This is a genomic window from Parvibaculum sp., from assembly GCF_030694575.1.
GTDB lineage: Bacteria > Pseudomonadota > Alphaproteobacteria > Parvibaculales > Parvibaculaceae > Parvibaculum.
Genome location: NZ_JAUYUS010000098.1, coordinates 1 through 13,434, shown reverse-complemented (window position 1 = coordinate 13,434; position 13,434 = coordinate 1). Strand labels below are relative to the sequence as shown.

11 protein-coding genes and 1 tRNA gene are annotated in these 13,434 nt (G+C 64.3%); 7 read left to right on the top strand and 5 right to left on the bottom strand.

What is annotated here, in order from left to right; translation table 11 throughout:
• Positions 1 to 2,411, bottom strand: a 2,411-nt coding sequence (locus Q8S60_RS13900) for a patatin-like protein (protein WP_305668625.1), incomplete at its 3' end; no start/stop codon positions are given.
• Positions 2,412 to 2,587: 176 nt separating this feature from the next.
• Positions 2,588 to 2,663: transfer RNA gene (locus Q8S60_RS13895), tRNA-Val, on the bottom strand.
• A 145-nt stretch (positions 2,664 to 2,808) separates the two neighbouring features.
• On the opposite strand from Q8S60_RS13895, the gene Q8S60_RS13890 reads away from it, so the two are divergent.
• On the top strand, positions 2,809 to 3,981 hold the full coding sequence (locus Q8S60_RS13890; protein ID WP_305254271.1) for a DUF3047 domain-containing protein: 1,173 nt from the start codon (positions 2,809 to 2,811) through the stop codon (positions 3,979 to 3,981).
• On the opposite strand, the gene Q8S60_RS13885 is transcribed toward Q8S60_RS13890, so the two are convergent.
• A complete protein-coding gene (locus tag Q8S60_RS13885) occupies positions 3,978 to 4,670 on the bottom strand; it encodes an HAD family hydrolase (protein WP_305254272.1) in 693 nt (230 codons plus the stop codon). The genes Q8S60_RS13890 and Q8S60_RS13885 overlap by 4 nt on opposite strands.
• 146 nt (positions 4,671 to 4,816) lie before the next feature.
• Between Q8S60_RS13885 and Q8S60_RS13880 the strand changes: the two genes are divergently transcribed.
• Entirely contained in the window at positions 4,817 to 5,278 is a 462-nt protein-coding gene (locus tag Q8S60_RS13880; RefSeq protein WP_305277380.1) for a GNAT family N-acetyltransferase, read from the top strand.
• Between the two features lie 15 nt (positions 5,279 to 5,293).
• Here the strand turns inward: Q8S60_RS13880 and Q8S60_RS13875 are convergent, their stop codons facing one another.
• Positions 5,294 to 6,436: a M14 family metallopeptidase gene (locus tag Q8S60_RS13875; RefSeq protein ID WP_305254274.1), complete on the bottom strand. Its 1,143-nt coding sequence runs from the start codon at positions 6,434 to 6,436 to the stop codon at positions 5,294 to 5,296.
• 152 nt (positions 6,437 to 6,588) lie between these two features.
• On the opposite strand from Q8S60_RS13875, the gene Q8S60_RS13870 reads away from it, so the two are divergent.
• The 5 genes from Q8S60_RS13870 to Q8S60_RS13850 all read left to right on the top strand — a co-directional run bounded on the left by Q8S60_RS13870 (position 6,589) and on the right by Q8S60_RS13850 (position 12,430).
• Positions 6,589 to 8,049, top strand: a complete 1,461-nt coding sequence (locus tag Q8S60_RS13870) for an NAD-dependent succinate-semialdehyde dehydrogenase (RefSeq protein WP_305254275.1) — start codon at positions 6,589 to 6,591, stop codon at positions 8,047 to 8,049.
• Between the two features lie 3 nt (positions 8,050 to 8,052).
• Positions 8,053 to 8,748, top strand: coding sequence for a ribose-5-phosphate isomerase RpiA (gene rpiA / locus Q8S60_RS13865; RefSeq protein ID WP_305254276.1), 696 nt, complete (start codon positions 8,053 to 8,055; stop codon positions 8,746 to 8,748).
• A 22-nt stretch (positions 8,749 to 8,770) separates the two neighbouring features.
• A complete protein-coding gene (gor, locus tag Q8S60_RS13860; RefSeq protein WP_305254277.1) occupies positions 8,771 to 10,153 on the top strand; it encodes a glutathione-disulfide reductase in 1,383 nt (460 codons plus the stop codon).
• Between the two features lie 154 nt (positions 10,154 to 10,307).
• Positions 10,308 to 11,705: a class II 3-deoxy-7-phosphoheptulonate synthase gene (locus Q8S60_RS13855; RefSeq protein WP_305254278.1), complete on the top strand. Its 1,398-nt coding sequence runs from the start codon at positions 10,308 to 10,310 to the stop codon at positions 11,703 to 11,705.
• A gap of 104 nt (positions 11,706 to 11,809) precedes the next feature.
• Positions 11,810 to 12,430: a hypothetical protein gene (locus Q8S60_RS13850; RefSeq protein WP_305254279.1), complete on the top strand. Its 621-nt coding sequence runs from the start codon at positions 11,810 to 11,812 to the stop codon at positions 12,428 to 12,430.
• Here Q8S60_RS13850 and Q8S60_RS13845 read toward each other — a convergent pair.
• Positions 12,427 to 13,434, bottom strand: a 1,008-nt coding sequence (locus Q8S60_RS13845; protein WP_305668624.1) for an NADP-dependent oxidoreductase, incomplete at its 5' end; no start/stop codon positions are given. The two genes, Q8S60_RS13850 and Q8S60_RS13845, sit on opposite strands and share 4 nt — an antisense overlap.

Sequence of the window (13,434 nt, the reverse complement as noted above, 5' to 3'; positions counted from 1 at the left end):
CCGAAACGGATTTTGATTTCCCTTTCGATGTCGGCCAGGAGTTCCGGCACATTCGCAAGATGCGGCCGCTCCGCCTTGATGATGGCACGGAAAAGGCGCGCCTTCAGTTGCGCAAGGTCGATGCCCGACTCGGCGACGGCGCGGCGCGCGCTGCTCGCGACGATGTCCACCAGCCTGTCCGCCGCGTGAAGCCGGCCCCACAGGTAATCGTTCTCCCGCGCGCGACGGCTGAAGAAGGCCGCGAAATAGCCGAGATCGCGTCCCATCAGGGTCGCGGGCGCGCCACCCTCGCGGATCGCTCTCGCATCCTCGGGGCTGATCCGGTCTACCTGCACCGTGTCCACGTCGTCGAGGTCCTGCCACTTGTTGAGCGGCAGCGTCAGCACGTCGAAGAAGGGAAAACCGACATAGGCCTGCAGCAGTTCGACGCGGACTTCCGGCGGAAGCGGCGTCTGGGACATCTGCGCGAAGGCGTCGTCCACCTCGCGGTCGAGGCCCACAAGATTGAGCTTCGGAGCGATATGCGCCGTGAAGGCGTCGATCTCATGCGGCTCGGCGACGCCGTCGTCGTAGATCGCCTTGCAGATGCGGCTCGTTTCCTCGGTGCGAAGCCGCGCCGCCGTTTCCGACTGGAGCCGTTCGAGGCTTTTGTAAAGCTGTGCCTTGAAATCGTCGAGCGTGTCCGGATTGTAGTAGATGTTCTCGCCGGCGCCGATGCCTTCGTAAAGTTCGTTGAGCCGCCGGATGACGAAGCGCAGCCGCCGCACGCGGAACCCGACATCGAAATCGCGCAGGAACCGCACCCATGAATCTTCCTTGCTGGGCTGCATCCCCTGCGCCGCATGCGTGAACCAGCGGACGGGAAAAATCTCCCCCTCTTTCGCCCATGCTTCGACGGCGCGCGAAAGTGCGAGCCGGTCGCTCGGGTGATGCACGGCTTCGCTGAGGTCGGCGACGATGCCGGTGATCTGGTCCAGCACCGATGAAACCTTGAGCTGGATATAGGCGTCGTAGGCATAGCCGGCTTCGAGCGCGGCCTGCGCGTTTGCGTCGTTGCGGAGTGACGCGAGCAGCTCCGGCGTCGGGTTCGTCATTGCCGTGCCGTCGAAGAGCCGGCCGATACGCTGGCGGACGTGAGGCCGCGTCGCGGCCACGATCTGCCTGTAGCGGCGCACGCGCTCCGAAAAATCGTGCAGGGCCTCGAGTTCGTCGCGCACGGGCTGGTTGCGCGGAATGTCGGAAAGCGCGCCGCGTATTGTGTGGAAGAAGCCCGGCGCCGCGCCGCCGCCTTCCACGCGTCCGCCCTTCGGGTCGGGATCGATATAGACGACGCGCCTGTCCACTTCGCGGTAGGCGGGCCTGCCGCGAATGGCTCCGATCGCTTCCGCGAAAGGCTTGTTGTTGAGCACGCTGCCGTCGATGAACGATGCCTTCGCCGGGTCGGAACCCGCCGCGATCAGCGGCTTGAAATTTCCGCGCAGGAAAATATCCCGCGTCGGCCAGTCGAGGCCTCTTTCCTCCAGCACCTTTTCGAGTTCGCCGATCCGTGCGGGCGGAAAGGCACCGGGGAACGACGACGTCGCGCGCGCGGCGAACACGAGGCCCGGCACGTGATCGAGATCGAAATCGCTCTCGATGGCGCCGCTGGGATGCTGGAAATAGGAAAACTTCAGGATATGCCGGTGCTCCCGCTCGCGGATCGACACAGGATCGTGCAGCGGAATGTTCTGGCTGTAGCCGTGGAAATCGGTCACCGAGACGATGAGGTCGAGCCGGTGCCCCGTCGGCAGCAGCGACGCATTCGCCGGTTCCGCCTCGCCCATCGACGTGCAGGCGTCGAGCAGCATTCCGCTCATGATCTCGCCGGAAAAAGGCGGCTGGAACCAGCGCGAGCGTGTGAATATCTGCAGCTTCTGGCGCATCTCGATGTCGGGCGCATAGCGCGCCAGCCACTTGTCGGTCAGCCCCCAGAAGATCGGCTTCATGAAGAGCTTGTCCCACCGGCCGGCGAGATGTTTCTCGTCCATCAGCGCCACGATGTCGGCCTGTTCGAGCCACATCTTGCGGTGCGAATCCATCGGCAGGTCGTGCGCCAGCGCGCGCGCCAGCAACACGCCGTTGATGCCGCCGGCGGAAGCGCCCGCGATCGTATCCACAAAGACGCGCAACTCGAGCGTCTGTCCGATCGCCTGGATCAGCTCGAAGTAGAGCGCCTCCGTATCCGTCTCGCGGTCGTCGTGATCGATATCCAGATAGGTGGCCGAAGCCTGATGCGAACGTCCGAGATCCTGGTGATAGACGCGCGACGCGCGCACCAGCTTCAGGATCTCTTTCGACACGCCATGCATATAGACGGCGAGCGAAACGCCGCCATAGCAAACCAGCGCGAGCCTGAGTTCCTTTTCCTTCATATCCCGGTCACCGCCCAGAGTGCTGCCCCCGCAGCCTGGCCGCGGGATCGGATCGCCCCAGTCTAAAGGACCAGACTTTCATGACCAATTAACGTTAGCGCGGCGATTTGCACGCGCACGACGCAAGGTCCCCGGACCATGAGGCGCCTATCATCCTGATTTCAAAGGATTTTCAATGGTGGACGGTACTGGACTCGAACCAGTGACCCCTGCGATGTGAACACAGTGCTCTACCAACTGAGCTAACCGTCCGTCCGAGGTGCCCGTCTATAGGCTTTGCTCCCGCGCCAAGTCAAGCCGTTCAGGCCGTTGCGGCCGTGGCTTTCGCGACCGGCCGTCTGCGTTATGCTGAGGGCCAATAAGGCGCCAAACGGTGCCGCGAAGCGGGAGGATCGTCATGGCGGAAAAACCCGGCCTCAGGGCCTTGATGACACTCGGCCGCGTGGCCGTCCGGGCGCTGGGGCGCTCGCTGAAGCCACGCCCGCTCGGTCCGGCGGCGGGGCAGCCGTTCGAGCGGACAATGAGTTCGCTTATCGCCGATCCCGGCGTTGCCGCCTCCATTCGTGAGGCGCGCATCGTTGTGCTCCGGCCGGAGCAAGGCTGGCTCCCGGCCGGCATCGAAATCGCGCCGGGCGATGAGGTGACCGTGCTCGCGGCGGGCGGCTTCTGGGCCTCGAAACCGCTCGATCTCGGTTTCGGCGCGCGGATCGGCGTTTGGCTTCGGGCCGGCGAGGCGGGCGCGATCCTGAAGACCCCTTCCAGCGCCGCGACCGTCCGCATGGAGGGTGGTGGCCCGCTCCGGATCGTTGCGAAGCCGCCCGGCGAATGGGCGGACGAACGGGGCACATTCGATCCCGCTTTCCCGCGCGGCGGCGTTACCGGCGAAATCGGCGCCTGCGTCATCGTCTGGAAGGGCTCCGCTCTTGAAGGGCTCGAAGCCATGGCGCGTGCCGGCGATTATGAAGGTCTCGTCGCCGATGCTCTTTCCCGCGCGCGCAACCCCGTCGCCGCCCCCGTCGGCTGGCGCTATCTGTGGCGTCTTGGCGACGGCGAAATTTTCCGAGACGCCGCGAGCGAGCATGGCCACGCCATCTGCTGCCACACGGCGGGCGATGTCGGCATCCTTCAGTTCCCGGCGGACTTTCCGCTGACGGAGAAGACGCGCCTGCGCTGGCGCTGGAAGGTGGACAAGCTGCCCTGCAGCCTCCCGGAAGACATCCAGCCGACGCATGACTATCTCTCCATCGCCGTCGAGTTCGACAATGGCCAGGACCTCACCTACATGTGGTCGTCCTCGCTCGCCGAAGGCACGATCTTCCGCTGCCCGCTGCCATATTGGGATCAGGTCGAAACCCATTGGGTGCTGCGCTCGAACCCCGGCCATCTCGGCCGCTGGCTCAACGAGGAACAGCCGCTCCAGGCCGACTACGTGAAGGCCGTCGGTGCGGCGCCGCGGCGCATCGTGAAAGTCTGGCTGATCGCCGTCAGCGTCTTCCAGCGCAACGAGGGCATCTGCGAATATGCCGACATCGAACTCGTCGACGGCGACAAGGTGCTGAAAATTCTCTAGCCGAAATGCGCCGGCATCAGCTTCGCCAGCGCCGCGCCGAATTCGTCGAAATGATCGATCACGACATCGGCGCCAAGCTCCGGCACCGGCACGCGCGTATAGCCGAAGCTGACGCAGATCGACGGCAGCCCCGCATTCTTCGCCGCATCGATGTCCGTCTCAGAGTCGCCCACCATCACGGCGTGGGCCTTGTCGCCGCCGAGCAGCCGGATCGCCTCGAAGAGATGTTCGGGATCTGGTTTCTTCACGGGCAATGTGTCGCCGCCGATCACCACCGGAAAATAATGGTCGATCGCCAGCATCTCCAGCAGGCTCCGCGACAGATGCTCCACCTTGTTGGTGCAGACCGCCATCAGCGCGCCACGCGCCTCCAGCATGTCGAGTTGAGCGCGCACTCCCGGCCAGAGCTTAGTGTGGTCGGCGATATGCTTGCCGTAATAGGAGATGAATTCCTCGAAGCTCCGGTCCAGAAGCTCTTCGCTCGCCGGCTCCCCCGTCTCGCGGAAGCCGCGGTCCAGCAGCAGCCGCGCACCCCCGCCGACGAGATGCCGCACGCGCTCTTCCGGAACGCGGGCCCGGTCATGCATCTCCAGGATGATGTTCATGGTCTCGCAGAGATCGGCCGCCGTATCGGCGAGCGTGCCGTCGAGATCGAAGAGCAGGGTAGGGCGTGGCGTGGCGCGTGACATGGCGGTACCGGCAAAATGAACCCGCGCCTGTCTCGCACGGGGCCTTGTGCGCTGGCAAGCGCGGAAAATCCATTTTCTGCTTCGGAGGAGGGGTGGTTTTCGGTCATACTTTCCCCATGTCGGTTCTCACTCGATACCAGACGCGAATGGCGGTGCCCGGCCGGGATGAGCCGAAGCTCGGCCGCCTGATCGTCGCCTGCTGGCGCGAGGCCTATCCCGGCATCCTGCCCCAGCCGCTCCTCGACGGCATGAATGCCGACCGCGAAACGGCGAAATGGCGCCACAGTCTTCGCAACGGCATCGCCTGGATCGCGGAGCAGTCAGGCGAGCCGGTGGGCGTCGGCCATATCGATGGCGCGGAGGTGACGACGCTCTACACCCGCCGTGCCGATCAGGGCATGGGGCTGGGCGCCGAACTCCTGTTCCGTCTCTTCGATGAAATAACCTGCCTCGGCCGCCGCGAGGCCTTCCTCTGGGCGCTCGAGAAGAACGCCCACGCTCGCGGCTTCTACGAGCGCATGGGCGGCCGTCTCGTCGCGCGCCGTCCTGTCGGCTTCGCGCGCTACCCGGACATCATGGAAGTGCGATACGATTTCGTGCTGGATTGAGCGCGAAGTGAAAGCTCAATCCGCCGCCTTCAGTCCCTCGCGTGCCCACTCGCCCAGCCCCGCGATGGTGCGGTCGTAACAGGCGAGCCCGTTCATCAGCACATTCTCCTGCCACGATTTCCGGCGCGGCGCGTAGTCGTCGCGAATTTCCTCGAAGTAACCGGGGGCCTCCGGCGCGTCGAAGCCGCCGACGAAGCGCAGCCAGCGTTCCAGCATCGGCACGCGCATGGCTTTCGCGGCATTGTTCTTCACCTGCGCCGAACGGAACTCGATCACCGCCCCGCTGAATTGTGCCTGCCGCGCCAGCATATCTTCGATGCCCCAGAACATGATGCCGCGCCGCGTTGGCCGCTTCGATCCCCACATCGCATCGACCGTCTTCGGGTCGAGCGCCTCGCGGCCCCACCAATGTGCCGCCCGCGCGAAGCCGGGGCCCTTCGGATCGGAGAAGCAGAGATAGATGAGTTCGCCGTCGCCCGCAGGCCCCGAATGCCAGTCGATGAAGCCCACGCGATGCGCGCGCGAAAGCTCGCGGGCGACGATTTCACGCATGGTAAGGTTCGACCATTCGGGCGCCGTCCCGCCGAAATGATAGCCGTCGGGATGCGTGTATTGGCCGCGGCTGATCGCATCCTCCAGCGCCCACTGCCCGTGCCGCTCGATGAAGCGCGCGCCGCCTGTCAGCATTTTCTGGATCGCGGCCTCGTCCATCGTGTCGGGACAGAGAACGGGATGAAGTTCGTCGTAAAGCGGGTTCTCCGGATGCGGCTTCGAATGATCGAGAAAATTGCGGTTCACATCGACGTTGTTTTCCGTGCCCCTGAGGCCCCACGCGAAGCCAAACGGGTTCACCGCATGAACCAGCAGCACGGCGACGCCTTGCGGCAGCGAAGCGGGCCCGCCCTCGCGGATCCACGCCGTCTGCACCGCCGAGCCGCCATAGCCTTCCGCGCCATGCGTCCCGCATGTATTCAGCAGCACCGTTTCCGCATTGGCGGGGCCGAACCAGGCCGTATCGGTGAAAAGCCGCGTTTCTCCGGGCCCCTTCGCATGTGGATTCTCGTAGGAGCGGAGCCGCCCTCCGGCCGCTTCGGCCGCAGCGAGAAAAAGGGCTCTCGCTTCCGCATAGGTTTCGGAAAATAGGGCGCTGGCCTTCATGCGTTTCCGTCTTTATCTGCGGGCTCTTTCCGCGACCCGTCCGGGGATGCTAACAAGGATATATCCATTCTCGCCCCCGCTGCCTATATGACGCGTGCAGGCAAGGAAACGCAAGAAAGCTTGCCAGGCTCCCACATTTCCGAGGATTTCCCATGCCGCTCGCCTCGCGCCTAAAGGACAAGACATTGCTCAAGACCCGCTGCTACATCGGCGGCAAATGGGTGGGGGAAGGCGCGAAGCAGATCGACGTGCTGGATCCGGCGACGGGCGGCGTGATCGCCACCGTGCCCTCGCTCGGTGCTGCGGAAACGAAGGCCGCCATCGAGGCCGCGGAGATCGCGCAAAAATCATGGGCCGCCCGTCCCGCAAAGGAACGCGGTGCGATCTTGCGCCGCTGGTTCGACCTCATGATGGCGAACCAGGACGATCTCGCGGCGATCCTCACGGCGGAGCAGGGCAAGCCGCTCGCCGAGGCGAAAGGCGAAATCGCCTACGCCGCCGCCTTCATCGAATTCTACGCCGAGGAGGCGAAGCGCGTTTACGGCTCCATCGTCCCCGCGCCGACGGCAGACCGCCGTATCGTCGTCCTGAAACAGCCCGTCGGCGTCTGCGCTGCCATCACGCCCTGGAACTTCCCCGCCGCCATGATCACGCGGAAGGTCGCACCGGCGCTCGCCGCCGGCTGCGCAATGGTGGTGAAACCCGCCACCATGACGCCGCTCTCCGCCTTCGCGCTTGCCGAACTCGCCGAACGCGCCGGGCTTCCCGGCGGTCTTCTCAGCGTCGTCACCGGCAAGGCGGGCGAGATCGGCGGCGAGATGACGTCGAGCGGCATCGTCCGCAAGGTGACCTTCACCGGCTCCACGGAGATCGGCAAGGACCTGATGCGGCAATCGGCATCCACCGTGAAAAAGATTTCGCTGGAGCTTGGCGGCAACGCGCCTTTCATCGTTTTCGACGACGCCGATGTCGACGCGGCGGTCGAAGGTGCGGTCGCTTCGAAATACCGCAACACCGGCCAGACCTGCATCTGCACCAACCGTTTCCTCGTGCAGGCGGGCGTCTACGACGAATTCGTCGAGAAGCTCACGGCGAAAGTCGCCATGCTGAAAGTCGGCTCCGGTTTCGAGGAAGGCGTCGTGCAAGGTCCGCTGATCGAAATGGCGGCCGTCGAAAAGGTCGAGGAGCATGTCGCGGATGCCGTCGCGGGTGGCGCGAAAGTTCTCACCGGCGGCAAGCGCCACGCGAAGGGCGGCACCTTCTTCGAACCGACCGTCATCGCCGGCATGAAACGCGATATGAAGGCCGCGCGGGAGGAAACCTTCGGGCCCCTCGCGCCCGTCTTCCGCTTCGAAACGGAGGAAGAGGCCATCGAAATGGCGAATGACACGCCGTTCGGTCTCGCTTCGTATTTTTACAGCCGCGACATCGGCCGCGTTTGGCGCGTCGCGGAGGCGCTGGAATGCGGCCTGGTCGGCGTCAATGCTGGATTGATTTCCACGGAGCTCGCGCCCTTCGGCGGCTTCAAGGAGTCCGGCGTCGGCCGCGAAGGCGGTCCGTGGGGGATCGAGGAATTCCTCGAAGTGAAATATGTTGCAATGGCGGGGCTCTGAGACATGAACGCTGACGATCAGAAGAAGGCGGCGGCTGTCCGCGCGCTCGACTATGTGAAGCCCGGAATGAAGCTCGGCCTCGGCACCGGTTCCACGGCGGAACATTTCGTGCGCGCGCTGGGTGAAAAGGTGAAGGCGGGCCTCGATGTCGTCGGCGTGCCGACATCGGAGCGCACGGGCAAGCTCGCCGCCAGCCTCGGCATTCCGCTCACCAATCTCGACGACACGCCGCATCTCGACATCACCGTCGACGGCGCGGACGAACTCGACGGCAAGCTCCGTCTCATCAAGGGCGGCGGCGGCGCGCTGCTGCGCGAAAAGATCGTCGCCACGGCGTCGGACCGCATGATCGTCATCGCCGATGCCTCGAAGCTCGTGAAGACGCTCGGCGCTTTCCCGCTTCCCGTCGAGGTGATCCCCTTCGGTGCCGCCGTGACGGCCCGCAAGATCGCGGAAGTCGCGAGCGCCCATGGCTGCACCGGCAGGATGTCCCGCCGCGCCGACGAATATGGCGAGCCCTTCTTCACCGACAGCGAAAACTTCATCTACGACTGCGACTTCGGCTCCATTCCGGATCCGGACGGCCTCGCCGCGGCGTTGAACCGCATAGCGGGTGTCGTCGATAACGGCTTGTTTATCGGCATCGCCGCTTTGGCCATTGTCGGAACGGACAAGGGCACCGATATCATCGAGGCGTAATAGGAAAAGCGGAGCCGGCGGCATGACCGAATACGACTACGATCTCTTCGTCATTGGCGCGGGCTCCGGCGGCGTGCGCGCGGCCCGCATCGCGGCGAACCACGGCGCGAAGGTCGCGGTCGCCGAGGAATATCGCGTCGGCGGCACCTGCGTCATTCGCGGCTGCGTCCCGAAAAAGCTCTTCGTCTATGCAAGCCACTTCTCGGAAGATTTCGAGGAAGCGAAAGGCTTCGGCTGGACCGTCGGCGAAACCTCCTTCGACTGGAAGACGCTCGTCGCCAACAAGGACAAGGAAATCGACCGCCTGAACGGCATCTACATCCGCAATCTCGAAAAGGCCGGCGTCGAGATCATCGAGTGCCGCGCCACGCTGAAAGACGCGCATACGGTGCATCTCGTCGGCGAGAAGCGCGATGTCACCGCGGATAAAATCCTCGTCGCGGTCGGTGCCGCTCCCTTCCTGCCGGACATTCCGGGCATCGAACACGCGATCACCTCCAACGAAGCCTTCCATCTGGAAGAGCTGCCGAAGCGCGTCATCGTCGTTGGCGGCGGCTACATCGCGGTCGAATTCGCCGGCATCTTCAACGGTCTCGGCGTGCAGACGATGCAGCTCTATCGCGGCTCGCTCTTCATGCGCGGTTTCGACAACGATCTGCGGGAGTTGCTGCAGGAGGAGATGAGCAAAAAGGGCGTCGATCTCCGCATGAACAGCGACATCGCCGCCATCGAGAAGAAGGACGGCGAGCTTCACGTCAAGCTCACGAATGGCGACGAGTTGAAGACCGACGCCGTCATGTATGCGACCGGCCGCAACCCGAACACGAAAGATCTCGGCCTCGAGGAAGTCGGCGTGCAGCTCGGCATGGCGGGCGAGGTGATCGTCGACGATTATTCGAAGTCCTCCGTCGACAACATCTATGCCGTCGGCGATGTCACCGACCGCGCCAACCTCACCCCCGTCGCCATCCGCGAGGGCCACGCATTCGCCGACACCGTCTTCGGCGACCGGCCCACCAGGGTCGATCACTCGATCATCCCGACGGCCATCTTCTCCCAGCCGGAAATGGGCACCGTCGGCCTCACCGAGGCGCAGGCCCGCGAGCAATATGACGAGGTCGACATTTACAAGACCGCCTTCCGCCCCCTGAAGGCGACGCTTTCGGGTTCGCAGGAAAAGACCTTCATGAAGCTCGTCGTCGACGCGAAATCGGGCAAGATGCTCGGCGTCCACCTGATGGGCCCATCCTCCGGCGAACTCATCCAGGCCGTCGGCATCGCCGTCACCATGGGCGCCACCAAGGCCCAGTTCGACATGACCATCGCCGTCCACCCCACGGCGGCCGAGGAACTGGTGACCCTGAAGGAGAAATGGCAGGCCCCCGTGGTCAAGGCGGCGGATTAACCGCTTTTCCACGTCCCTGAACCGGATCAAGGGCTTAGGCTTCCCTTTAGAGCCCTTGTGGCCTATAACTCCGCCTTCCATATGAGGAGCGTGCGGCGCCGCCGGGCATCAGCCCCGAAGCCCGCGCGCTTTCTTGCGTTTCGGAGAGAAGACGATGGCTGATACCTGGAAACCGGAGAGCTGGCGCGCCAAACCCGCGAAGCATCTCCCGAGCTACCCGGATGAAGCGGCTCTGGCCGCCGTGGAAGCGCGTCTGCGCTCCTATCCGCCGCTCGTTTTTGCAGGTGAGGCCCGCAAGCTGAAGGCAGACCTCGCCGAGGTCTGCGAGGGCCGTGCATTCCTCCTCCAGGGCGGCGATTGCGCCGAGAGCTTCGCCGAATTCTCCGCCGACAATATCCGCGACACGTTCCGTGTGCTGCTGCAGATGGCGGTCGTGCTCACCTTCGCCGCCGCCTCGCCGGTCGTGAAGGTCGGCCGCATCGCCGGCCAGTTCGCGAAGCCGCGTTCGTCCGCCACCGAGACCATCGGCGACGTCACGCTGCCGTCCTATCTCGGCGACAACATCAACGGCATCGAGTTCGACGAGAAGTCGCGCGTGCCGGACCCAGAAAGGCTGCTCCGGGCCTACTCGCAATCGGCCTCGACGCTGAACCTCATCCGCGCCTTCGCGAATGGCGGCTATGCCGATCTCGATTTCGTGCATCGCTGGAATCTGGGCTTCGTCTCCGACAGTGCCGAAGGTGCGCGCTACGAGGAACTCGCGAACCGCATCACGGAGGCGCTCGACTTCATGCGCGCCTGCGGCATCGACAGCGCCACGCAGCATCAGCTTCACACGACGGATTTCTACACCAGCCACGAGGCCCTGCTGCTCGGCTACGAGCAAGCGATGACGCGCATCGACTCGACCACGGGCGACTGGTACGACACCTCCGCCCACATGCTCTGGATCGGCGACCGCACGCGCCAGCCCGATCACGGCCATGTCGAATACATGCGCGGCATCAAGAACCCGATCGGCATGAAATGCGGCCCCTCGCTCGATCCCGAGGAGCTTGTGCGTCTCACCGATATTCTCAATCCGAAGAACGAGCCGGGCCGCCTGACGCTCATCTGCCGCTTCGGCGCGGAGAATGTCGAGAAACACCTGCCGCAGCTCATCCGCGCCATCGAGCGTGAGGGCAAGAAGGTGGTCTGGTCCTGCGACCCGATGCACGGCAACACGATCAAGGCGTCGTCCGGCTACAAGACGCGCCCCGTGGACCGCATCCTCGCCGAGGTGCAGGCCTTCATGGCCGTGCACCGCGCCGAAGGCACCCATGCCGGCGGCGTCCATTTCGAGATGACCGGCCAGAACGTCACCGAATGCATCGGCGGCGCGCAGGCGATTTCGGAAACGCAACTCGGCGACCGCTACCACACGCATTGCGACCCGCGCCTTAACGCCAGCCAATCGCTGGAACTCGCCTTCCTCATCGCCGAAGGCCTGAAGAAGGAGCGCATGGAAGCCCAGCGCGAGAGCGGCTCCGTTGCCGCCTTGGGTGCGTGGTAACGGCGGCACACGGATTAAAATTAAAAGGCCCGGAGCGATCCGGGCCTTTTTCTTTGCGCTCATGCGCGGTAGAAAAGGGAAGGGGGATAAAACAGGGAACGCCCGTGACCCCTTCATCCCGACTGAAATTCCTTCATCTTCTGCCCGCCGCGCTCGTCTTCCTCTGCGCCGTCCCTGCACAGGCGAGCGGGTTCCGCGCGCCCGGCCCGGAAGACCGGCTTCATGCCGTCTCGGTCTTTTTCGGCGAGGGCACGGAAGACAATTTCAGCGACGTGGTGGAAAACTTTTTCATTGTCGACAAGACCGACGACAACATCGTCTCCGCCGCCGCCTCGCGCCTTCTCGGCTGGTACGGCACTTCGCTCAGTTTCGAGGCCGAACTCATGTATGCATGGCACTTCGGCCGCGAAGACTATCACGAGATCGGAACGGCGGCTTATGCGCGCTGGCATCGCTTCCCGTGGAACGATTATCTCGCCACCACCTTCGCCGTCGGCATGGGCCCCTCATACACGAGCCGCTATCCCGAGCTGGAGCGCCAGCCGGATGGCAGCCGTTCGCGCGTGCTGAACCAGTTCAACCTGCAGGCCACATTCGCGCTGCCAGCTCATCCCGAAACATCGCTGGTCACCCGGCTTCAGCATCGCTCCGGCGTCTTCGGCGCGTTCAATGGTGTCACCGATGCCTCGAACTTCATCAGTGTCGGCCTGCGCCACGAATTCTAGCTGACCTTGATAAGCCGCCGCCCCAGATTCTCCCCCTCGAACAGCCCGATGAAGGCCGCCGCCGATCCCTCGATCCCTTCGGACACATCTTCCGTATACTGAAGCTTGCCCTCGTGGATCCATCCGGCCATCTCGGCCTGCGCCTCGCGGAACCGCTTGAAATAGTCGAACACCACCAGCCCCTCCATCCGCAGCCGGTGCGTGATGAAGCGCGTCACGTTGCGGATACCGACGAGTTCGTCATCCGCCCGGTTGTATTCGCTCACCTGGCCCGAAACGACGATCCGCCCATGTTCCTTCATGTTGAGGATCGCGGCGTCCAGCATCTCGCCGCCCACATTGTCGAAATAGATATCGACACCCTCGGGGCAGGCACCTTTGATCGCCGCGCGCAAATCGGCGCCGCGATAGGAGAAGCACTCGTCGAAACCGAGACCCTTCACATAGTCGCATTTCTCCTTCGAGCCCGCGATGCCGACGACCCTGCAGCCCTTCATCTTCGCGATCTGCCCGGCCGTCGCGCCGACGGGCCCGGCCGCCGATGAAATCAGCACCGTGTCGCCTTCCTTCGGGCTCCCGAGTTCCAGCAACCCGAAATAGGAAGTCAGCCCCGGAATGCCGAGCACGCCGATGGCCGCGGTCGGCCTGAGCTTCCCGTGAAACATCTCCGGCGCCAGTACCTGCACGCCACGCCCGTTCGACACCGCATGTGTCACCCAGCCGAAGCCGCCCGTCACCCGGTCGCCCGGCTTGAACTTCTCGTTGTTCGACGCCTCGACCACGCCCACCATCGCGCTGTCGATGGTCTCGCCCACCGGCAGCGCCGCCGTGTAGCTGTCGCCCGAAAGCCGCCCGCGCATGCCGGGATCGACGGAGTGAAACTCCGTGCGGATGAGAATCTCGTGCTCGCCGATATCCGGCAGCGTCACATCCTCCAGCCGGAAATTCTCCGCCCTCGGCTTCCCCTCCGGCCGTGACGCCAGCACCCAGCGTTTCGCTTTTGT